Origin of the sequence: Lewinella sp. 4G2, from assembly GCF_001625015.1 — a bacterium.
GTDB lineage: Bacteria > Bacteroidota > Bacteroidia > Chitinophagales > Saprospiraceae > Neolewinella.
This window is the reverse complement of sequence record NZ_LVWJ02000014.1, coordinates 2,203,324-2,225,611: the sequence shown is the minus strand read 5'-3', so window position 1 is coordinate 2,225,611 and position 22,288 is coordinate 2,203,324. Positions and strand designations below refer to the sequence as shown.

19 protein-coding genes, 1 tRNA gene and 2 pseudogenes are annotated in these 22,288 nt (G+C 54.6%); 7 read left to right on the top strand and 15 right to left on the bottom strand.

The features are described from left to right. The first annotated feature begins 255 nt into the window (after positions 1–255). Positions 256–331 (top strand) — tRNA-Thr (locus A3850_RS09505). 274 nt (positions 332–605) lie between these two features. Here the strand turns inward: A3850_RS09505 and A3850_RS09500 are convergent. The 3 genes from A3850_RS09500 to A3850_RS09490 form a co-directional block, all read right to left on the bottom strand. Then, positions 606–1,772, bottom strand: coding sequence for a hypothetical protein (locus A3850_RS09500; protein WP_068215949.1), 1,167 nt, complete (start codon positions 1,770–1,772; stop codon positions 606–608). Between the two features lie 227 nt (positions 1,773–1,999). Further along, positions 2,000–2,239, bottom strand: a complete 240-nt coding sequence (locus A3850_RS09495; protein ID WP_068215947.1) for a hypothetical protein — start codon at positions 2,237–2,239, stop codon at positions 2,000–2,002. Between the two features lie 89 nt (positions 2,240–2,328). Further along, a complete protein-coding gene (locus A3850_RS09490) occupies positions 2,329–2,493 on the bottom strand; it encodes a DUF1328 family protein (protein ID WP_068215945.1) in 165 nt (54 codons plus the stop codon). Between the two features lie 156 nt (positions 2,494–2,649). On the opposite strand from A3850_RS09490, the gene A3850_RS09485 reads away from it, so the two are divergent. Both A3850_RS09485 and A3850_RS09480 read left to right on the top strand, forming a co-directional pair. Continuing rightward, positions 2,650–3,276: a hypothetical protein gene (locus A3850_RS09485; RefSeq protein ID WP_068215943.1), complete on the top strand. Its 627-nt coding sequence runs from the start codon at positions 2,650–2,652 to the stop codon at positions 3,274–3,276. Between the two features lie 81 nt (positions 3,277–3,357). Then, a complete protein-coding gene (locus A3850_RS09480) occupies positions 3,358–3,843 on the top strand; it encodes a hypothetical protein (RefSeq protein WP_231915303.1) in 486 nt (161 codons plus the stop codon). 17 nt (positions 3,844–3,860) lie between these two features. On the opposite strand, the gene A3850_RS09475 is transcribed toward A3850_RS09480, so the two are convergent. Continuing rightward, on the bottom strand, positions 3,861–4,757 hold the full coding sequence (locus A3850_RS09475; protein ID WP_068215939.1) for a WD40 repeat domain-containing protein: 897 nt from the start codon (positions 4,755–4,757) through the stop codon (positions 3,861–3,863). A 123-nt stretch (positions 4,758–4,880) separates the two neighbouring features. On the opposite strand from A3850_RS09475, the gene A3850_RS20175 reads away from it, so the two are divergent. Together A3850_RS20175 and A3850_RS09470 are read left to right on the top strand one after the other, a co-directional pair. Further along, entirely contained in the window at positions 4,881–5,039 is a 159-nt protein-coding gene (locus A3850_RS20175; RefSeq protein WP_157501023.1) for a hypothetical protein, read from the top strand. A 194-nt stretch (positions 5,040–5,233) separates the two neighbouring features. Beyond that, positions 5,234–5,893, top strand: coding sequence for a 4'-phosphopantetheinyl transferase superfamily protein (locus A3850_RS09470; protein WP_068215937.1), 660 nt, complete (start codon positions 5,234–5,236; stop codon positions 5,891–5,893). Positions 5,894–6,116: 223 nt separating this feature from the next. On the opposite strand, the gene A3850_RS09465 is transcribed toward A3850_RS09470, so the two are convergent. The 3 genes from A3850_RS09465 to A3850_RS09455 form a co-directional block, all read right to left on the bottom strand. After that, a complete protein-coding gene (locus A3850_RS09465; protein ID WP_157501021.1) occupies positions 6,117–6,914 on the bottom strand; it encodes a glucosaminidase domain-containing protein in 798 nt (265 codons plus the stop codon). A 131-nt stretch (positions 6,915–7,045) separates the two neighbouring features. Then, positions 7,046–8,065: a YihY/virulence factor BrkB family protein gene (locus A3850_RS09460; protein WP_068215933.1), complete on the bottom strand. Its 1,020-nt coding sequence runs from the start codon at positions 8,063–8,065 to the stop codon at positions 7,046–7,048. 80 nt (positions 8,066–8,145) lie between these two features. Beyond that, complete coding sequence (locus tag A3850_RS09455) at positions 8,146–8,979, bottom strand: ion transporter (protein ID WP_068215931.1); 834 nt, start codon at positions 8,977–8,979, stop codon at positions 8,146–8,148. Positions 8,980–9,160: 181 nt separating this feature from the next. Here A3850_RS09455 and A3850_RS09450 point away from each other — a divergent pair, with 181 nt between their 5' ends. Both A3850_RS09450 and A3850_RS09445 read left to right on the top strand, forming a co-directional pair. Further along, positions 9,161–10,339: a hypothetical protein gene (locus A3850_RS09450; RefSeq protein ID WP_068215929.1), complete on the top strand. Its 1,179-nt coding sequence runs from the start codon at positions 9,161–9,163 to the stop codon at positions 10,337–10,339. Next, positions 10,312–11,016: a CAP domain-containing protein gene (locus tag A3850_RS09445; RefSeq protein WP_197494026.1), complete on the top strand. Its 705-nt coding sequence runs from the start codon at positions 10,312–10,314 to the stop codon at positions 11,014–11,016. Before A3850_RS09450 ends, A3850_RS09445 begins: the two co-directional genes overlap by 28 nt. A gap of 121 nt (positions 11,017–11,137) precedes the next feature. On the opposite strand, the gene cysN is transcribed toward A3850_RS09445, so the two are convergent. The 8 genes and pseudogenes from cysN to A3850_RS09410 form a co-directional block, all read right to left on the bottom strand. Continuing rightward, on the bottom strand, positions 11,138–12,394 hold the full coding sequence (gene cysN, locus A3850_RS09440) for a sulfate adenylyltransferase subunit CysN (protein WP_068215926.1): 1,257 nt from the start codon (positions 12,392–12,394) through the stop codon (positions 11,138–11,140). Positions 12,395–12,612: 218 nt separating this feature from the next. Continuing rightward, positions 12,613–13,527, bottom strand: coding sequence for a sulfate adenylyltransferase subunit CysD (cysD, locus tag A3850_RS09435; protein ID WP_068215924.1), 915 nt, complete (start codon positions 13,525–13,527; stop codon positions 12,613–12,615). A gap of 53 nt (positions 13,528–13,580) precedes the next feature. Beyond that, positions 13,581–14,177, bottom strand: a complete 597-nt coding sequence (cysC, locus tag A3850_RS09430; RefSeq protein ID WP_068215922.1) for an adenylyl-sulfate kinase — start codon at positions 14,175–14,177, stop codon at positions 13,581–13,583. A gap of 153 nt (positions 14,178–14,330) precedes the next feature. Next, positions 14,331–15,734, bottom strand: a complete 1,404-nt coding sequence (locus tag A3850_RS09425) for a glycosyl hydrolase 53 family protein (protein ID WP_082921728.1) — start codon at positions 15,732–15,734, stop codon at positions 14,331–14,333. A 144-nt stretch (positions 15,735–15,878) separates the two neighbouring features. Next, the gene (locus A3850_RS09420) at positions 15,879–16,955 is read right to left on the bottom strand and encodes a SusE domain-containing protein (RefSeq protein WP_068215917.1); all 1,077 of its coding nucleotides are present in this window, start codon (positions 16,953–16,955) and stop codon (positions 15,879–15,881) included. Positions 16,956–17,020: 65 nt separating this feature from the next. Continuing rightward, a pseudogene (locus A3850_RS20585) lies at positions 17,021–17,548 on the bottom strand (RagB/SusD family nutrient uptake outer membrane protein); the annotation flags it as partial. Positions 17,549–18,499: 951 nt separating this feature from the next. Continuing rightward, positions 18,500–19,183: pseudogene (locus A3850_RS20580) on the bottom strand (RagB/SusD family nutrient uptake outer membrane protein); the annotation flags it as partial. A 60-nt stretch (positions 19,184–19,243) separates the two neighbouring features. After that, positions 19,244–22,195 carry a SusC/RagA family TonB-linked outer membrane protein gene (locus A3850_RS09410; protein ID WP_068215912.1) on the bottom strand — a complete coding sequence of 984 codons (2,952 nt, stop codon included), beginning with the start codon at positions 22,193–22,195 and terminating at the stop codon, positions 19,244–19,246. Positions 22,196–22,288: the final 93 nt, after the last annotated feature.

The window sequence follows — 22,288 nt, the reverse complement described above, 5'->3', positions numbered from 1 at the left end:
CGCTTTGGTTTCGCAGGAGCAGGCGAGGTTGGGGAGAAGGAGAGGCCTACGGCGATTTGGTTTCGCAGGAGCAGGCGAGGTTGGGTAGATGGAGAGGCCTGCGGCGCTTTAGTGTTGGACCTTCGGTCCGGATAGAAAATCGGTTTTGCAGGAGAAGTTGAGACAGCGAGAAAAAGTGTAGGAAGTGGTCGTGATAAATTATTTTTCTATGACCAACAAAATTCCGCGGAAGCATTTACCTTTGCGCTCCGCCACGCCGCCCTAGCTCAGCTGGTAGAGCAATTCATTCGTAATGAATAGGTCGTCGGTTCGAGTCCGATGGGCGGCTCCAGGCCTTTGGCCAGCAACAGAAAGCCCTTCCTCCGTAAAACGGGGAAGGGCTTTTCCGATGATGGGCCTTCCGGTGAGTACATTAAGTACATTCGCCGGGAGTTTATATACATCTCCGTTTAGATAGCGGTCAGTATTACCCTGTTCTTGTAGCTGCGGTGACCACGGTTGAGTTAGATACTCAGAGTGGTTGTGGTCTTTATAAGTTGGCGCTGCCGCAGGTGCTAAGCAATTGGACGGGGACTCATCCCCCGCTAAAGGCCTAACTACAAATCTTAATTAAAGTTCGTAGTAACTGCGCTGGTACCGTAACGGTAAATGGCACAGACGTCTGTGTTCTCTTTGGGCATCTTATCGGCTTCCACGTAGTAGACGCGGCCGCCGTTTTTGCGAGTATGGCGGAGTGCGGTTTGGAACAGATCCTTAGCATTAGCATCGCCCTCCTCGAGGTAGTTGACCCCATTAGTAGCTGCGTCGTAGCTACCGAAGGCTCGGCTGCCCTTTTTCACCCAGAGGACTTCTACTCGACCGTTGATGGCAGCAGGGACGATTTTATCTAGTGAAGCACCGGCTTCGCCCTTGGCAAAATTGAGGCCGAATAATTCTACATCTCTTTCCTGCTGTTCGTTGAAGTAATCACCGAGCACCACCGTTGCTTGTTCGAAGAGCTCCTGCGTAGGTACGTCGTTGACGTTACCACTGATGTAGCGATCCTCAATGAGGTGATTGTACTGATTGGCCTGGCGGTAGATAGCAACAATCTCGGTCACGCCGGCGAGGAGCAGGGGTCGCTTTTCGTTTTTGAGCAGGGTGTTGACGCCCTGGTCCACGATATCCAGGTAGGCTTTAAGGTGGCCGCTTTCTTCGTCCTTACCGGCACCATGGCCAAAGTAGGTGCCTTCGCGACCTGCGCGGCCAGCTTGATTGAGTTGGCGATCCGGATCATCAAGCAACAAGGCAGCTTCCATATCTTCTGGAATAATACCCGTGGCATCGATAAGCTGTAAGGTGCCGTCTTTGGCGATAAATAACTTAGTCCCACCACGACTAAGCGCTAATAGGAAGAAAGAATGATCGGAGTTAGAGCTCGTGTTGAGCAGCGAGTTCAATTCGAATTCAGGTCCGACCGTCACCGCCTCATTAGCAACTTCATCCAAGCTTACGAATTCAAAAATATCGTCGCCAATAAATAATGCAACGGCTTTGTCGATCTGAGTAAAATCAAAATCTTCGCTTAGGTTGGTTCCCTTGGTCAGGTATTCCATGGCCTGCCGGTCGTTCATTCCTCTTTTAGTGAGCTCATTTTTAGCTTCCTGGAGGGCATTTTTTAACCGGATGCGGTTCTTTTCACTGTCGTTGTCCTGGGCGGTGGGGACGACTAGGGATACGAGATGTTCTCCGTTTGCCTGCGCCAGGGAGTCAATTGTCTGCTGGGAAATCATGATGTGTATAGTTTAATAATGCGATAAAAAAGGCTCCCGATAGATTGGAGCAGAATGATTGTCAAAGCTTGGCCCTTCCAACCACTAATTACTACCGGGTTTCTACAAACAATGTTCGTTTTCAACGTAGAGAAGGGGACCAACGTCGTTTTGCGTTAGTCCCCTTCCCATTTCTTGGCACCTGCGGCAGCGCCAGTTAATTATGCTCCGTATTTCGGATATATATTTTATTTGGGATTGCCCGCGCGGGTAGCGCCCGATCCGCCCTTCTTGAGCAAGAAAAAAACGACGACCAGGAAAACAATACCAACGATGATCCAAATGGTAGAACCCAGGCCTTCGCCGCTTTTCGTAACTGGCTCACTGGCCTGGAAGGGACTTTCCTGATCCGCCTGCGCCAACAGTGTGGTCACGCTGAAAATGGTGGCAAGAAAACCGAAGAATAGTCGTTGAATGCGCTGCGTCATGGTATTTATTTTATTAATAGCAAAGTGGCTGCGCCGTAGGGTACGGCACAGCCACTGATTGATAAACCGCAGTTATTGCGGTATGTTTATTATGCTTTCTTGAAGAGGCCGGAGACCAAGCTGATCACCAACAGTGCCAAGAAAATGTAAAAGAAGATCGTTGCGATTCCGGAGGCGGCGCCGGCAAGGCCACCAAGGCCTAAAACTCCAGCAATAATGGCAACAACGAAAAAGATCAGGGCGTAACGTAACATGATGTATGGTATTAATTGGTTAATGAATGCCCGCTGTCACCGGACGGTGGTCGCTTAATAGTACGGAAGCAAGCATTCCCATGTTCGTTGTTAGCAGAAACACTGGTTTTGCCAGCTCCTTGAGAACCTCGTGTAGCAAAGGACGTTGGACCTGATATGCCCAAACCCACCCACGATTGCAAATTCCAAAACGTAGCGGACCCCCGACTTAAGGATTGGTTCTGCGATGTGCTCCATCAGTACCCCGCGCTAGCCGGCCGGACCGTCTACCTTCGCCAACTCAATATGAAGCGCTCGACCATGCGCGCCCAACCCGTACTGAACCGGAAGTTCTTCCGCCGGGCCACGCGGGAATACCGAGTGGACTTCAGTAGCCACCTGAAGGTGACGCAGCACGTGAAGATCCATAAAGTGCCCAAGGAGGTTGTAGTAGGCTGGTTCGCCCACGAGTTGGGCCACGTCGTCGATTACCTCCACCGCCCCGCGCTCGGAATGGTAAGCTTCGGTTTAGGATATGCGCTGTGGTCACGCTATATGCGCGCCGCCGAAAGACGGGCGGATCAAATCGCCGTCAACCACGGCTTCGGGCAGGAAATCATTGCGACCAAGAACTACCTGATGGGCCACAGCACTCTGCCGCCTCACTACAAAAAACGCCTGGAGAAGTACTACCTCTCCGCAGATGAAATCGAAGGCTTGATCGCCGCATGGGAGGATGACCAAGAAATGCCAGCGGTGGTAGAGCTGAATGAAGACGAGGGAATCGTCACCGCGGATAAATAAACGAAGTCTGGCAAAGTCCCTTTCACTACCTAGACTTTATCTAAACAGTCTATCTTTGCGCAAAACCCTACCGTTATGAGTATGCGCGTCCTTCACCGTTACCTTGGCTTCTTTTTGGCCGGCATCATGGCCGTTTACGCCCTCAGCGGAATGGTGCTGATCTACCGCAAAACGGATTTCCTAAAACAGGAAAAACGCGTGGAGGTACAACTCGCTGCCAACCTGTCGGAACGTGAGGTAGGGAAGGAACTAAAAATCAAGGATTTCAAAGTGGAGCGCAACGAGGGTGGCACGCTTTACTTCAAGGGTGGACAGTACACCGCTGCCACCGGTGAAGCCGTACAGGTCAAAAAGGAACTTCCCTACGTGCTGGGCAAAATGACCCACCTGCATAAGGCTACTACGAACGATCCTCTGTATTACCTGAACCTGTTCTTTGGCGCGGCCCTCTTCTTCTTCGTCATCTCCAGCTTCTGGATGTTCCGCCCAACCACGGAAGTGTTTAAAAAGGGAATGTACTGGACGATCGGTGGCATCGTCCTCACGCTCGTGCTGCTCTTTGTGTAAAGTGGTGACCGTACGCCCTACCCTACCCGCCATTCCAGGATTCTACGATCGTCGCCAGCGGTGATGAGTGTCTGGTCGTCCAACCACAATAAAGTATTCACGGAATTGACGTGCCCGCGGTCACGGACGACTTCGGCGACCTTTAGTAAGGTCAAGCTTCCACTATTGTAACGCCATAGTTTAACGGTCTTATCCCGGCTGGCCGTGGCCAGGTATTCTCCGTTGGGGCTGAACGAGAGGTGATTAACCGTAGATAGGTGGGCGTCCACACTAACCGTCTGGGCTGCGGCCCCGCTGAGTTCCATAATTAACAGACGAGCATCCCGTCCACCGGAAATGAGAGTAGATTCAGCTGCTCCCGGTACGCTGGCAACGGTGAATACCGAAGGCTGGTTGGCATAAACCTTCCTCAGTACCTCCATCGAATCTTGCTGTACAATATATATGTAGCCGTCGCTGGCACCAACCAGTAAAGTGCCGTCGGGCCCAGCGGTGATGCATCGCAGAGAATTAGGGCTCAAGACGCTACTCTCAACCGTCCGGCGTTGCTGGAGATCCCATTTGATGAGCACTCCATCCCCACCGGCAGTAAATAGCCAACCCGCCACTACTACCGCTGCGTACACCGGGCGCTGGTGAGCGGCCACGTGTAGGTTATGGTCATCGTTGCCAGGGTAGAGCCAGTGGACACCACCGTCCAACGCGCCGGCTACGAAGCCCCCGCTTGCTAACGTCACCAGTGAAAAGAATTTGCCGCCTTCCACGCGGGCGACTACCTGGCCGAAGTCTACGTCCTGTAAGTGCCAGTGTACGATGTAACCATCGGCTGCAGCGGAGTAGAAACCATCGGGTGCAGGCTCCAAATCATAAATAGCGCCTAGGTGGCCGTTGCGCTCGGCGATTCTTTTCAGCATAGGTAGATTTCGAACACGGTGCTTCCGCAACCGGTTTAGTAGTCAATGCCGACACTTAGTTTTTTGAAGGCTACGCTCAGTCTGGCTAGTGTTTTTTGTCTTTCCCTATCTAAACTAACCCACATGAAATATTTATTCATCGCCCTGGTCTTTTTTGCCAGTGGGTTCCTATTTCCCGCACTTGGCGCTACCGGACAATGGTTTGCAGCGGTTGCCCTCTTCTTCTTACTACTAACGCTTCTTTTCACCGCTTTCGAAACGGACATGGAAGGATACGCTTAGCACCTGCTGCTTTCCACTAAAACCAGCATTGCTTAGCCAATTTAGCATTTACTGCCGTAAGCAAATCACCCACGCGCTCATTCGCCGGGCGATTATGAACACCAAGTTCTCCTGAGCACTTCAAATAAGGCGCAATATTCGGGCCGCTATCAGTTTGGCCCGAGGTACCTTCGTTAGCGCCCAAGCGACTCTTCATGCCCATTCAATTTCACGAAACACTTAGCGCACCCGGCGAATGGGGTCTGTTCCACATTACCGAGGCTGAAGAGGAGTTGGCGGCGTCCGTCCCTCTTTTCCCCTTGGAGCAGGAGCAAATTGATCGGATAAAGGGTAGCGGACAACGCCGGGAATACCTCGCGGCACGCCTGCTCCTCCACAAAATGAGTGGCCGCCACGAGCGGGGCGAATTATACAAGGACAACGACGGTAAACCTCACCTGGCCAACTCCCACTTCCACGTTTCCATTAGCCATACGGTCAACTACGCTGCGGCGGTTGCCCACCCTGATCCCTGTGGCATCGACGTGCAACGGATCGTCACCAAGATTGAACGGATTGCCCCTCGCTTCATTAGCGATGCCGAATTTGTCCAGATCAAGAATCAACACCGGATCATGCAGATGCACCTGATCTGGTCGGCAAAGGAGGCCATGTACAAGGCTTTTGGCAAACGAGAGCTGGACTTCCGGGAACACCTTTACGTAGACTTCGGTAACTACCAGCCCGGCCAGACCACCGCTTCCGCCATGTTGCGCAAGGGGCCGACCGAAATGGTCTTTAACCTCCACTTCCGTTACCTCGAAGAAGCCGTTGTGGTAGCCTGCATTGAGTTGCGACCACCGGCAGTGCAATGATCTAGCCGGACCTTGTCGATAGGCTATTTTGAACAGGGAACCAGTTAGTAAAAAAGGCCCTCCACCCAAGTGCAGGTGAAAGGCCTCTAAAAACCACTTAGAGAATTCAAATCTTGTTGTGCCCCACCTCGAATGTTAGTTCCGGAAGGGTCAGGGCATTAATTGCTGGGTTTAGGTTGAATGCTGGGATATTCATGACTAGTGTTTAGCCATACCAACCTAGTTACAGACGTTCCAGGCCGTAGCGTTCGACGACGTCCATGATGCGGTCAGCTAGCTTAGGATTGTTGCTGTAGTTCGTACGGGCGAGGGCGGCCGTCCATTGCTGGTAGTTGACGGATTCTGCGGCCAGTTCCGGGTACTTCTCGCTGATCAACTTGCTGTGGGAACGCCAGTTCATCCAGGCATTCTCGTAGTAGGTGTTAGCGGTTACGGGGAAGAAGTGGTTGTTCTTTTTCGTAGCGGCCGTACTCTTACCCGCATTGCTGTGAATGATGGCCAGGGCCATGTTCGCTGCAGCGGGGATGCTGTACTTGCGCTCTTCCCCCTGGGCCACCTTTTCGAATCGGCTGATGTAGGCCCGTACGGCGGCTTCGTCTAATTCGTCCACGCTCCAGGCGGGTACCGCGGTTTCTTTACTGTTCCCAGTGAAGGAGGGGATCAGGCTCATCGTGGCCGTCCGTCCTTCCCCGGCACCTGCGGCAGCGCCCTCGGTAGGAGAAGCGGTGCGTTGGCTGACACCAAAGGCCAATCCTTCCTCACCCATGCTGACTTTGAAGTCAACTTGCTTCTGCGTGAAGACGAAAAGGGCAATGGCGATTAGACCTAAACGGAACCAGCTGATGCCTAGCCGTTGCATCCAGGCGGACGGAACGTATTCGGTTTGCTGCGCCTGATAGCGAGCGGAGGTGAAAGCCTGGCGACCACGGGAAGCGATGCGCCGGAAAAGGAGTGACCAGTCAATAGTGAGTACGCGGTCATTACCGGCGGTGCGCGCCGGAGCAGTGTTTGAAGAAGACATGTTCTTGAGATTTTTTTGCAACCTGCCGCCGGACAAAACTATTCCGCGGCTTCGATTACAAATATAAAACACTTTGTTTTATATCGCAAACACTTTTCAAACTTCTTCAAATAATTTCCAACACATTTGTTTTAACCTACCGGCCGTTGGGAAATACGGTCCGGGTCCTTTACCGGCCGCGGCGGAGTTGTAATAGCTCCATTCACCGCCGTTTCCTGGGCCTGTTGGTGAATTTGCTTCTCGGTTAGCACAATCTCTTCGGTAACGATCTTCACGGCGTGGTCGTCCGGCAAAATGGGATTTCCGTTTCTGGCCGCCCAGACAAAGGTGAATTCGGCTCCCAGAAATAGGATCTGGCTGTTGTAGTACGTCCAAACCAACAGGGTAATGAGGGCCCCCGCTGCTCCGTAGGTACTGCTGAAGTCACTGTTACCAATGTAGAAGCCGATCAGGATGCGGCCAATTCCAAACAAAATGGCCGTGAAGACGGAGCCCACGAGGATGTCGCGCCACCGCGCCTTGGCGTCCGGTAGGTAACGGAACATCATGGCAAAAACCCCGGCCGTGATGATGGTGGTCAGGAGCCAGGTACCGATGGCCAGTACGTAGGTCCCCAGGCCGGGAATCATCTCGGCGATCTTATCCATAAAACCCAGGACGAGGGCGTTGACGACGAGCGTGACCATCAGGAGAAAACCCAGGCCCACAACGAAACTGAAGCTGAGGATGCGCTTCATGATGAACGCCTTGATGCCGTTCTCCGGCTTCGGTTTGATCTCCCAGATCTTATTCAAACTGATTTGCAGGTTGGCAAACACCCCGGTAGCAGCGAAGACGAGCGTACCGATGCTGATGGCCGTAGCCCACCAGGAATCCCCCGAAGTATATGCGTTGGAAACAATTTCCTGAATGGTTTCCGCCGATTTGGGTCCGAGTAAACTGGCCAGCTCCCCGTACAAGCGCCCGGAAACTGCTTCTTCTCCGAAGAAATAACTCGCAATGGTGGTAGCCACCATTAGTAGTGGAGCAAAACTGAAGACAGTATAGTAAGCCAGGGCGGCCCCGAGGTTGAGGGCGTCGTCGTCGGTATAATTCTGGAATAATTCCTTGGTAAATCCCCAGGCGCGGCTAAAAATTGTATGCTGCTCCACGATAGTTTGCTTTCCCGATTTAACGGGAACCGCGGAGGCAAGTTCGTTGGAATCGTTCGGCGTACTCTAACGCCTATCGCCTAAGTTTCCTCGTTGAGGCGGCCACCGCAGTACTTACAGTGAATGGCATCGTTATCGTGGCCGTCCTTGGCGCAGTAGCGGCAGACCTGGGTATTGCGGTGCTTATCCCTATTCGTCGAACTCAACATTTCGTTGGTGACGATGCCGGTGGGCACGGCGATGATGGCGTAACCGATGATCATCACCATTGCGGAAAGGAACTGGCCGATGTTGGTCTTCGGCGTAATGTCGCCGTAGCCCACGGTCGTCAGCGTCACGATCGCCCAGTACACGGCGCGGGGGATGGAGCTGAAGCCTTCGTTGGAGCCGCCCTCCACGAGGTACATGATGGCGCCGATGATGATGACCAGCAGCGTCACGGCAAAAAGAAAGACGGTGATCTTATTCCGGCTGGCAATCAGGGCGCGCCGTAGTTGGTCCCCTTCCCCGAGAAATTTCCCCAGTTTGAAGATCCGGAAGACCCGCAACAGGCGCAGGATCCGAATAATGACGAAGGCCTGGGCGCCAAAACCGGACAGGAAGATCGTGAGGTAAGTTGGCAGGATCGCCAGCAGGTCAATGATCCCGTAAAAGCTGGTGGCGTACTTCCACGGCCGGATCGTCACCCACAGGCGCAGCAGGTATTCCACCGTAAACAGGATGGTAAACCCCCATTCCAGCACCAGAAATAACTGCCCGTAGGAGGCCTGGTAATCATCCGAACTCTCCAGCATCACCGTGATGACGCTCAGCACGATCATCACGAGCAACAGGATATCGAAGAACTTCCCCGTCGGCGTGTCCGCCTCGAAAATGATTTCGTGTACCCGATTTCTGATGCGGCGGTTGGCCATGTAGATTACTCCTTTGCGGTAAAAGTAATTGTTTTACGGCGGCCTCCCCACATCAGGTTTTGGGCGCTGCCGCAGGTGCCGGGTTTCGGACCCAGGGTAACTACCAAATGAGCACTTTCCGGCAATTAATTGGAGCACTAAGACTGAGGTGGGTTACCTTCCAGGAAGAAACTTACGGACGATGAAGACCCTCTCCCACCTAGTTACCCTGTTAATATTGCTAACGGCGTGCAATAGCCCTTCCAGCGAAGCCCCCGCCCCACCGCTTATTAAAGCTACCTCCACCAGTGAATTCACTTTTGATCTGGGTATGACTGGCGCTAAACTTGGGCCGGACGATAATTACCACGCGATATGCGAAGGATGCGAAGCCTCCCCTGCACCCACCCCAATCGCTGGGTTCAATGCCATCAAAGTAACGACCGACCAGGAGTTCAGCGACTACCTACTCAACCTGGAAGACACCTACGGGCAAACCTTCGACTTCACCAAAGCGAAATACCTCACCCTCCATCTTCTTGTGCCCAAAGGCAGCTACGTCCGCGCCATGAAACTGAACTTCCGCGACGCTGAGGGGAACTTTGGCGGTATCGGCGAAGTAGCCAATAACTTCCCTGACCAGTGGGGGGAATGGCAGACTATCGTCATCGATCTGGAGAAACAACTACAGGATTTCAAACTGTGGCACGGTGAAAGCAGTCCGCTCTCCGCAGTTGCGGAACTCTCCCTCAATCCTTACAATGCAAATCAGGAAGGTCCCCAAGCTTATTACGTTAGCCGTATCCAATTGTCGGATGCTAAGCCAGAAGGCGGAGTAGCCATGCCGCTGCTCTCCAAACCGAGCATCCCTAACCAAAGCTACACCTTCACCTTTGATGACCCCGCCGAGTTGGATCCCCTCATGGCCTACCGCGTCTTTGAAGCCTCCAACCAAGCCTTTGCGAAAGGGATCGGCGGCAACGAAACGAATGCCATCCGCATGCGGGGCCGGCCGGAACTGAACAACATTGCCTTCCTCCCCATCGTCCAGCAAATGAATGGGCAGCCAGTGGACTTCACGAAAGTGAAAGAGCTGTTCTTCGATTACTACCTCGAGCCGGGCGGTGACGACTTCGACGGCGCCACTCTTTACCTCACCAGTGAGCACTGGAACGACATCCTTATCGATCCCCGGGCGTACACCGATTTCGTAGCGGGAGAATGGAGGACCGTCCGCTTACCCATTAAGGATGTCAACCTCAGCGTAGCAAAGGGTGACGGTGACTTTCTGGACGCCGTCTACGAATGGCGCCTCAACCTGAACTTCCGGGAAGACGAGAAAGACATCACGATGTGGCTGGACAATGTGGGCTGGAAGTAGACCCATTCAGTTCCTCACCTTTGACGGATGTGACGGATGTGACGGCTGCACGGCTCATTAGGATTCCCCGAACCGCCCAGGATACTTTGTCTCGTGTCTTCCGCGTTGATGATGCCATGACGAAGCTACGTGCCTTTTCCCTTCCCCTTTTCCTCGGCTTATTCGTGCTACTATCGTGTGGCTGCGAAACCGACATTGTAACCGGTGAACCCGTCTCCGGTGATTCGACGGTCATCACTACTGTAGAGCCAGTGGACGAACCGCCGACCAACACCTTCTCCTCCCAACAGTTACGAGCGCTAGAATTGGTCAACGATATCCGGGCCGAAGGCTGTCGCTGCGGTACTGAGCAAATGCCACCCGTGGCTCCCCTCGCGTTGGCTCCTGCCCTCAACCGCGCCGCCTACGCGCACTCCACGGACATGGCCCGTAACAACAAGATGCAACACCAGGGTAGCGACGGGTCAAACGTCGGCCAGCGCGTATCCAGCACGGGCTACGAATGGCGGGCAGTAGCCGAAAACGTCGCCTGGAACCAACCCGACGTAGCGGCCGTGGTCACTGCCTGGAAGGGAAGCCCCGGCCACTGCCGCAATCTGATGTCTTCCACCTACACCGAAATGGGCTTCGCCGAGCAGGACCGGTACTGGACGCAAGTGTTTGCACGCCAGCGCTAACAGTCATCGCTCGTTCCGGGTGGACTACAAAAGCCAATTAAAAAAGCCCTTCCGAAATTGATACGGAAGGGCTTTTCTATGAGGCCGAAATCCAAAGAGGTCCGGCTTTAGGCGAGGTGAATTATATCACCATGCCTGCGGCAACCGTCTCGTTAGTCCCTTCGTCAATGAGGATAATGGAACCAGTGATGCGGTTTTTGCGGTAGGCATCCGTGAAGAGGGGCGCGGTGGTCCGCAGCAATACCCGACAGATGTCGTTCATCTTCACTTCCTTGTTCTCTTCGTCCCGGTGCAGGGTATTGATGTCCAGACGGTAGCGTACGTCCTTGATCATACAACGCGCCTCTTTGGTCGTGTGCATGATGGCGTACTTGCCGCGTGGCTGCAGGGGCCGCTCGTTGAACCAGCAAAGCATTACTTCAACGTCCTGGCTTACGTCGGGCTGGTTGTTCTCCCGTACGATCATATCGCCGCGGCTGATGTCGATGTCATCCTCCAATAATAGGGTCACGGACATCGGTGGGTAGGCTTCCTGCAATTCCCCGTCGTAAGTATCGATCTTGGCGATGGTGGAGGTGAAGCCACTGGGCAGCACCGTCACTTTATCTCCCTTCTTAAAGACGCCACCGGCAATCCGTCCGGCGTAGCCCCGGTAGTCGTGGAACTCATCATTGTAGGGGCGGATAACCGTCTGAACCGGTAAACGACAATCGATAAAGTTATTGTCCGAGCCAATGTGAACGTTCTCTAATGTGTAGAGCAACGTAGAGCCTTCGTACCAAGGGGTATTCTCGCTCCGCTCGACTACGTTATCACCCAGGAGGGCAGACATGGGGATGAAGTCAATATCCTTAACGTCCAGTTTGTGGCTGAAACTCTGGAAATCGTCCTTGATCTTCTCGTACGCCGTCTCGTCAAAGTCCACCAGGTCCATCTTGTTGATACAAACCACAATGTGTGGGATCTGCAACAGGCTCGCAATGAATGCGTGGCGGCGGGTCTGCTCCACTACTCCCTGCCGGGCATCCACCAGGATGAGGGCGACGTTTGCCGTAGAGGCACCGGTCACCATGTTCCGGGTGTACTGAATGTGGCCGGGCGTATCGGCGATGATGAACTTCCGCTTGGGGGTAGCGAAGTAGCGGTAGGCTACGTCGATAGTAATTCCCTGCTCACGTTCCGCCTTGAGGCCGTCCGTCAAAAGTGCCAGGTTAACGCCTTCCTCACCCCGTTTTTCGGAGGTTTTGGTAATGGCTTCGTACTGATCCTCAAAAATCGATTTGGAATCATAAAGCAGACGGCCAATTAGCGTAGACTTACCGTCATCAACGGAGCCGGCGGTGGTAAAGCGGAGGAGTTCGGTATGGTCGGTATTCATAGTCGTTTAGTATGGTAGTAGCGTAGTCTTGTAGTCGGGTAGTATGGTAGTCGGGTAGTACCTAGTAGCGTAGTTTGGTAGTCCGGTAGTACTTACTGTGATAGTTAAATATTCTGATGGAATCCAAGCGCTGATATCCGGACGAAGAGCGAAGCGATGAGCATCCAAATGCGGTAGCTAAATCAAAAATCGCATATCACCAATCGCATATCACATATCTAGAAATACCCTTGCTTCTTCCGGTCCTCCATCGCCGTTTCCGAGCGCTTATCATCGGCGCGGCCACCCCGTTCGGTTTGGCGGGCCATGGATACTTCGGCGATGATGTCTTCCAGGTTGGAAGCTTCGGAGCGCCAAACGCCGGTGGTGGTGATGTCACCGATCGTGCGGCAGCGGACCATCAGCTTTTCTACTTTTTCTTCGGGCCGGACGGGGATCAGGCCACCCTCGGTAGCGAGCAGCATACCATCGCGGTGGAGTACTTCCCGCTCGTGGGCGAAGTACAGGCTGGGAAGCTCGACTTTCTCCATGGCGAGGTACTGCCACACGTCCAGTTCCGTCCAATTAGAGATGGGGAAGATCCGGAAGTGCTCACCGTACTGCTTGCGGCCGTTGAAGAGGTTCCACAGTTCGGGGCGTTGGTTTTTGGGGTCCCACTGGCCAAACTCGTCACGGTGGCTGAAGAAACGTTCTTTAGCGCGTGCCTTCTCTTCATCGCGGCGGCCACCACCCAGGGCAGCATCGTACTTACCGTCTTCAAGGGACTTTAGCAATACGGCGGTCTGCAGGTAATTACGGGTAGCGTTGAAGCCAGTCTCCTCGCGGACAAGCCCGCTGTCGATGGCCTCCTGGACGGATCCGACCACCAGCTTAGCGCCGGTCTTTTCTACGAGGGCATCCCGGTAGTCAAGCGCCTCCTGGAAGTTGTGGCCCGTATCTACGTGTAGCAGCGTAAAGGGAATACGAGCGGGGTAAAAAGCTTTTACCGCCAGGTGTACCATCAAAATAGAATCCTTACCTCCACTAAAAAGCAGAACGGGATTTTCAAATTGCGCAGCTACTTCCCGGAGTACGAAGATGGACTCGGATTCGAGCTCACGCAGGTGATTGAGTTGGTAGTTTATGTTAGACATCGGTGGTCGGTTATGCTATTCTCAGGCTTGGTTATGGAGGGGGCTTCAGCTCCTCAAGAAACCAATTGATTGTTTATGGTATTCACGAGCTGGGCAGCGGCATCCTCAACGGTGAGGTCCGCCGTCCGCAGATCTAAAAATGGGTCTTCCGGAGCCTCGTACGGGCTGTCGATACCCGTAAAACCTTTGATTTCACCCCGGCGGGCTTTGGCGTAAAGCCCCTTCACATCACGTTGCTCACAAATCTCCAACGGGGTGTTGACGAACACTTCGTAAAAATCCTGCAAACCAATGATCTTACCGGCCATACTGCGGATCTTCCGAGTTGGGCTCACGAAGGAGCACATGACGATCGCGCCAGAAACGGCGAAGAGTTTAGCCACCTCGGCGATTCGGCGGATGTTCTCCTGCCGATCCTCCAGACTGAAGCCCAGATTATTACAAAGGCCGCTACGGATGTTGTCACCATCCAGCAACACAACGTGATGGCCGGCATCAAAAAGCAAGCGCTCGGCGGCGGTAGCGATGGTAGACTTACCACTACCCGAAAGCCCGGTTAGCCAGAACACTCCACCAACGTGCCCGTTACGTGCCTCCCGTTCGGAACGGGGAACCATGCGATCAAATACGGGGTGAATGTTGTCGGCCATATACGGAGCTGGGGGGGCTTTGCTTAAAAGTTGTGCAAAGATAGGGCGCGCAGCCCTACCCTACCTACCATTCCGCCCGGTTTAAGCATGGACCATTCTTCATATGAACTATCCTTCATCGCTTCTACCACAACCGGATCAACCGCCCGGCACCTAGAATATCAACAATCCGCTCCCCAATACTTGGCCTTCCAGAACGGCCGTGACGACAAATGTCCCTCGCAAGTCCGTCCGGTACCGCCCGGCGAATGCACCGTCTCCGCGAGCGGTCAGAGTAACGGATTCAATGCGCCTCCCCAACGTATCGGTAATCAATAACTCAACTGCCTGCGCTGAATTTTCGGATGGGCCCATCATCCAGATGTCCCGCACCTCCGGTTGGTAAGTGAACCGGTACGGTGCGCCATCAGCCGGCGTGGTGACGGAAGTGCTATTCTGATAGTCGTAACCCAAAAAGTCAGCCCCACCCCGTTCGTGGAGATTCGTATCGAAATCGAAGAAAGCCGCGTGCTCTTGGTGTGAACCCTGTCCCCACGGTGTAAAACAGGTGGAGGATACCCAAGCCGGCTCCCAGTAAAGGACACCCAATCCTCCCCGGTCGTATACTTCCTGAGTCAGGTCAATCAGCCACTGCCGTTGGTTTTCGGTGGTCGCCGGTGCGTATCCGGATTGCACGGAACCGATGATGTTGTCCGCTGAATCATTACTGTCCATCGTCCAGATGTAGCCCGTTTCGAAGATCATTACCTCCTTACTATAGGTACGCTTCAGATCGGCGATGATCTGCCCGGTCCGCTGAATCGTCGTCGGTTGGTGCCAGGCCCAGTAGTAGGATAGGCCAATGACATCAAAATCCGTAACGCCGTGCTCCTTAAAGCCGGCAAAGAGCCACCCAGCATTCTCTGGCCCGGCCACGTGCAGCGCCACCTTGATCGGTGTTTCGGCTTCCGCGCTGGCATCCCGCACGGCCTTAATCCCCCGGTTGAAGAGGGCGGCATTCCTTGGCCAGTCCAGTACAAAACCGCTCGCATCCGCCACTTCGGATTGCAGGATGCCCTTGTTGGTCTCGTTACCCACTTGCACCATGTCCGGCAAGAGGCCTTCGGCGTGCAACTCCAGCAAGGTGCTATTGACGTAGTTGTATACGGAATCACCCAACACCTCGGTATCGTCCACCACCTCCGCCCAGGCGGCGGGGACGATCTGCCTACTTGGATCCGCCCAAAAGTCCGTCAGGTGAAAGTCCAGCAGTACTTGCATTCCCGCGGCTTTGGCCCGGCCAATACTCTTTTTCACATCATTTAAATCACTGTAGCGCCGCCCGGCATTCAGCGTATCGTACCACGCGGGCGTGTGCCACAGGCGAAGGCGGACCATCCCGGTTCCGGCATCGGCAAAGATTTCATAAGGGTCCTTTTCTTCGTTATCCACTTTGTAAGTCACCCCGCAATCCTCCATCTCATTAACGTAACTCAGGTCCGCGCCAGTCAGAAACTCTGATTGTGCGGTCAGGCATAGGTTACTAAGTGTAGCCAAAACAAGGATGAGAACTCTCATGGTATCGGACGTTAGGTGTCAAATAAAAAGGGCGCTGCCGCAGGTGCAAGGTAAAGGGTAGTACGGCAAAGGATAAATCCCCCGGCCAATTACCCATTACTTCGCACCCGCGGCAGCGCCCAGATGAAAGAACGGCGGTCCTGCCTAGTTCTTCACGATCGTGTATGTCGGAATCGCCTGCTGGAGATTCATCGTGACGGTATAGTTGCCAGATTCGGCGATGGCAATGTTAGCTCCACCGAAATCGAGGGTACCGTCGGCATCGTTGTCACCGAAGTCCGTATCCCAGGCGTCGTTGGCGCGGAACTTGAAGGCGTAGTCGTTGCCATCGGCATCCTGCCCGCCAAGAAGATCGAGGGTGATGCTGAGGGTACCATCTGCCTCGTTGAAAACAAGATCGGTATCGCTATCCCAACCAGTCGGGGTACCGCTACCGATGATGCCCCAGGACGTGGCCGTTTGGGTAAATGAAAGGTCATTGACGTTGAAATCCAAGTAGTGGAATCCAGTGCCGGGGGATACAAGGTTGTCACCGGGGGAGGTCAACACACCTTCTTCACCGGATGCGCCAAAAATACCGTTGTCCCAGTTCGCTTGATCGGTGATCTTGTACTCAGAACCTTCGTTGCCAAAATTGACGAAACCACGGTAAACACCATTGTCATCGATGGAATAAAGACGACCAACGTTATCCGCGCCGGGCGACCAGCCCTGGTACGCACCGGGGACGTAGTACTGCGGGAATTCACGGGCAGCTTCGAAGGGCGTTACTACGAGAGTTGTTACGCTGGAAACGGTTTCGTTGCCATCCTCCGCGCGGCCGACGAATGCCCGCACGCGGGTTTGGATCTCGGTGGGGGTACCGGGAGCTACCTCGCGGCCCAGCAAAAAGCTGTTCACGGTAGCGTAGGTAATGGAGCCGTCAGTAGCCGTCGTGCTGGGCACCAGGCGGATGGGGTCAGCGAAGTCGTTTCCCGCCAGGTCTGCTTCCAGGATGTAATTGACGGCAGTAGCAACGCCAAAGTCGGCGGCGCTCCAGGAGAAGGTGGTCATATCCTCACCTAAATTCTCTTCCGTCACGATGAAAATAGCACCATCTTCCGGGGCGGAGATAGATGCGGCATCACCAAGGCGCAGCACGGGGTCACGGTCCTCATCCGCACAGGACGAAAATCCGAAAACCAACATGATCGCCAGCAAATAAATTGATTGCTTAAACATGATATTTATTTTTCGATCGGGGGGCTGGCAATGATTTACCAGCCCCCTTGATCGGATGATTTGAATTAGTAACCCTCGTTCTGGGTGAGATTAGGGTTAGCACCGATATCGGCGGCGGGGATCGGGTATACGTTGCGGAAATCCGCGACGCCGGTTCCCTCAGGCGTACCACCTTTGAGCGGCCATACGTAATCACCGCTGGTGAAGAGGCCGAAGCGGACGAGGTCCGTGCGGCGGTGGCCTTCCCAGTACAGCTCGCGAGCGCGCTCGTCGAGGATGAAGGGCAGATCAAATTCGCTGCGCTGAACGTTGCCGGATTCACCACCGTAGGCACGCTGGCGCAAGCGGTTCACGTACTCGAGTGCTAGATCGCTGTCACCATTACCCCCACGGAGAACGGCTTCGGCATACATCAGGTAAGCGTCTCCGAGGCGGAAGAGCATGAAGTCCGTATCGGGGAAGGTCAAATCAGCACCCACCGTACCGTCGCGGGTTACGTTCTTGAACTTGGTAATGGCGTACCCTTGCGTGAATTCAAACACGTCGTCAATCTCGAGGGTCTGGCCTTCCGTAAAGAACATCGCGCGGCTATCGGAAGCCGGGACGTCGATGCTGTAGGTGTAAGCCTTGGAGCTGTTGAGGAACAAACGGATGCGGTAAGTGCCACCCTGTACGTTAGGAATGTTGGCACCGTTCACTTCCAACGTACCGTCCGTATCGTTGTCACCGAAGTTGAGTCCCCAATCGTCGTTGGCGCGGAATTTGAATTCGTTGCCCGCTGTCAGTGGAGTGGTAATTTCGAAAGCTTCGATTTCAGCGTTCCAAGTCATGTCCTGGTCGCTGTCCCAACCGCCGAGGGTTGCGCTACCGATGACGCCAAACTGCACCTGGTATATGTTGGCCGTCATGGCCGCCAAGTCGATCTCGGCGCGGTAAACGCCGGGGCCTTCTACGGAGAAGTTGCCACCGGAGGCGGAGACATTTCCGTCACCATCAATACCGAATGAATCATCCCAGGTACCACGCGCTACCTTGAATTCGTAGGAATCCAGTCCTTCGGGGAAGTAGATGAAACCAGTGTAAGCATCAGGATTGTCTGCGTTGTCAGCCACGAGTACGGTACTGTTGTCCTCAGGGTTCCAACCTTGGTAAGCACCGGGGACATTCAGTACGGACAGGCTAGTTGCCATATCCACGGGCTCCTGTACCACAATGCCACCACCACCAACGGAGGGGAATTTTTCTACAAGGGCGCTGGTCGTGCGGGTACCACCCCAGCCACCGTCGAGGCCAAAGGCGAGCGGGTCCATGGAACCCCCGACCGCCGCGTGGGTAATAAAGGTCATCCCACCCCAGGTGCGGGTGAAGTCACCGTCGAAAATGATGGGGAAGATCACCTCGGGGCTAGTGTTGTTGTCCGCTACGTAAAGGTTAGCGTAGTCAGGCTCCAACTCGTAGCCGGCGTCGATGACGCGCTGCGTGTACGTCACGACATCATCGTAGCGCTGGGTGCCATTGTAAACCTCAGCGTTGAGGTAGAGCTTGGAAAGCAACATCCACGCTGCGGCTTTGTCAAGGCGGCCGTAGTCATTCATGCGTGGCTCGGCGAGCTCACTTTCTACGGCGAGCACTTCGCTCTCTACGTAGTCGAAGAGATTGTCTGCGTTGATCTGCTCGGGGAAGAAGGCACCGACGGCATCCTCTTCGGTTACGAATGGCACGTTGCGGAAGAGATCCAGCGCGTGGTAGTAACTGAGGGCGCGCAGCAGGCGGGCTTCGGCACGGAATTGAGAAATCTGATCGGCGATACCGGACTGGCCGCGGCTGTTCAGTTTGTCGTCCGAAGACTCCCGAATGAATTCATTGGCCAACGTGATCTGGTAAAAGATACGGTTGTACATGGCCGTGATGAATTCGTTGGAGGGCGTCCAGTCCATATCCTCGTAGTCGTGGATATTACCGTCGTTCCAGGCGATGACCGCCTCGTCCGTGGGGAGTTCCTGGATCTTCCAGTACTGGCGGAGGTAGGTAGAGAAACCTTCGTCAATACCGGCAATATCCGGCTGCCCGGCGGGGCCCTGCTGGCCACTGAGGGCAAGACCAGCGTAAAGCTTGGCCAGTACCTGCTCGTAAGCTTCGGGGCTGTCGTAAACGACGTTAGCCGTTTGTACATCCTCGTCCAGCGGGACGGTGTCGAGATCGTTGAAACACGCGGTGAAACCGGTCATCAACAGGAGCAGCAACAGGCTGCGGGAGAGTGTTCCTAATTTTTGCATGATAGTTTACTATTAGAAGCTGGCACCTACTCCGAAGAGGATGGTGCGGGCTCGTGGATAAATGTTGTTGTCAATACCACCAAATACTTCCGGGTCGATGCCCTCGTAGTCAGTGATCAAAAGTGGGTTCTGCACCGTGATGTAGGTGCGGATGGAACTTCCCTCACCGATCAGGTCGGCAAAGTTATACCCCGCAGTGATGTGGTCGAGTCGGAAGAACGACGCATCCCGTACGTAGAGGTCAGAGAAATACTGGGCATCGTTGAAGTCCACGTCGCGAATGGCGGGGATGGTGTTCGTCAGGAAACCGTTGCTATTCGCCAGCTGGCTGTACAGCGCGCGGTTGGAGAGGTTGTTGTCGTACACGTAGTTACCGAAACTGGCCCGGCCCGCGAAGCTGAGGTCGAAATTGTTGTAGCGGTAGTTAGCCGTCAATCCGAGGAAGGACTGAGCAGCGGGGTTCTCGTAGCGGTACAGGTCATTTTCATCAACGGTGCCGTCACCGTTACGGTCCACGTAAACGCCTTCGACGGGGGTACCGCTTTCATCGTACACCTGCTCGTATACGTAGAAGGTATTAGGTGCAAAGCCCACGCTGTGGATCTGGATGTTGTTACCTACACCACCGGCGATACCACCGACGGGGACGCCGATGTAGTCAGGGTCTTCCGTTGCAGTCAGGCGGGTAATCTCCACTTGGTTGACCGTGAAGTTGGCACTGAGCGAGAGCGTACTCTTCTCGGTACTGATGGCATCACCGGAGAGGGCAAGTTCAAAACCACGGACTTCCAGATCACCTACGTTAGAGGTGATGAAGTTGGTCAGATTCGTACCGGCGGGTACGGGGATGAAGTTCAGGAGGTCGGAAGTCTCACGTTGGTAGACGTCCACCGAACCGGTCAGGCGGTCGTTGAAGAAACCGGCGTCCACCCCAAAGTTGAGGGTAGTGGTCTCTTCCCACTTGAGGTTAGCGTTGTAGCCTTCGGGGCGCAGCGTCGTAATGAAGCGGCCACCGAACGGGTAACGAGCGTTCTCCTGGCTACCCAGGTACTGCGCCTGTGAGGGGTAGACACCACCCACTTCCTGCTGGCCCGTCAATCCATAACCGACGCGTAGTTTCAGGAAGTTGAGGCCCTTCAAGTTGTCGTCCAGATCGATCAGGTTGTAGCCCGCGGATGCACCAGGGAAGATCTCGGCGCGGTTGTCCGCATTGAACCGGGAAGAGGCATCACGGCGGAGGGTACCGGTCAGCGTGAGGCGATCATTGAGCGTCAGGATGGCCCGGCTGAAGAGGGAAACCAGGAAGTACTCGCTGGCGGAATCGTCCATCTCGGGGTCACTACCGTCAAGGTCGGAGCGCATGAAGCTGTTCTCGCGGTAGAAGTTCTGCCAGGAGTAACCACCCATGATGTCGAGGCGTACGCCATCGGTCAGGTCATCCGCGTAGTTGAGGTAGGATTCGAAGAGGTTCGAGGAAGTCTCCCCATCGTACTCGCTCATGAAACCACCGGAACCACCAGCTTCAAAGGCGAAGGCGGCATTGTCGGGGATCATCGTCGTACCATCGCTATTGCTGCGGTCCGTGGACATATTCACGTTCGCGCGCAGGGCGGGCAGGAATGGCATGCGGTAATCCGCCGTAAAGTTGGCGATGTAACGCTGTACGTTGGAGTCATCGTCCCGCTGCTCAAGAAGAGCTAGGGGATTATTCGGCGCTAACGTATTGGGATTAGCACTACCCGTCTGCGGAGTAAAGTAGTAACCACCGAAGTCGTTCTCCGCCCGCACGGGCTGAGTGGGGTCGAAGGCAGCGGCGGCACCGATGGCACCCCGGTCCGCGAAGTGGTTGTCAGAGCTAATGCCCTTGATACCGGCGTTGATCTGGAGTGTATTTTCAAAGAAGCTCGGGCTCACATTCAGACCGTAGGTGATACGGGAGAATTGGTCCGTCTTCAGGACGCCTTCCTGGTTGGTGTACCCAACGGATACGCGGAAGGGTAAGGACTTTATGGCACCACTCAGGCCCACATTGTGGTCGTGGAAGAGGCTGTTCTGAAGCACTTCATCCTGCCAGTCCGTATCGGCCTCACCGAGGAGAGCAGCCTGCGTGCTTTCGGCGCCGAAGCGTTCTTCGATGAGCGCGCGGTAGTCCGCAGCGTTCAGTACGTCCAGCGTTTGGATAGCGGAGCCAACGCCCACCTTACCGTTGTAGCTGACGCGGAGGTCGGCGCCGGCCTTACCCTTCTTGGTGGTGATGATGATGACACCGTTGGAGGCGCGCGAACCATAAATGGCGGCGGCGGAAGCATCCTTCAGGACCGTAAAGGTCTCGATGTCGTTCGGGTTGATGAGGTTAAGTGGGTTACGGCTACCGTCCACGCCACCGGTGGGGAGGGGGACGCCGTCAATGATGATCAGCGGATCGTTGCTCGCACTCAGCGAAGAGCCACCACGAATGCGAATAGCCGCGCCACCGCCGGGTGAACCGTCCGTGGTGATCTGGACACCAGCCACCTTACCGGAGACAAGTTCCTGAGCGGAGGTAACGGCACCCTGGTTGAATTGGGCACTGCTGACCGTTTCTACAGCACCGGTCACTTCGTCGCGTTTGACGGTACCGTAACCGATGACGACCACTTCTTCGAGGTCCTGGCCGGAGGTCATCGCCAGGTTGATAACGGACTGGCCGTTGATGTCCACCACCTGATTGGAGTAACCGGTGTAGCTGAACTGCAGCTGGGTTACACCAGCGGGGACGGTGACGGAGTAGTTACCGTCGTAATCGGTCACCGCACCGGTGGAAGTCCCCACGGCGAGGATGTAGGCACCAATCAGCGGGTCCCCGCTATCGGCGTCCGTGAGCGTGCCCGTCACCGTGCTTTGGGCGACCATCAGGTGGCTGACCAATAGCAAAGCGAACAAGACCAGCCCGCGGGGCATGATTTGTTTTAGAGTAAGCTTCATGTACTTAGGATTGAATTTTGGAAAACAGGGTGTACGCGCATGACGTAGAAAATCGGCCGCAAAAGTAAGGAAATTTGCAAACCATTGCACATA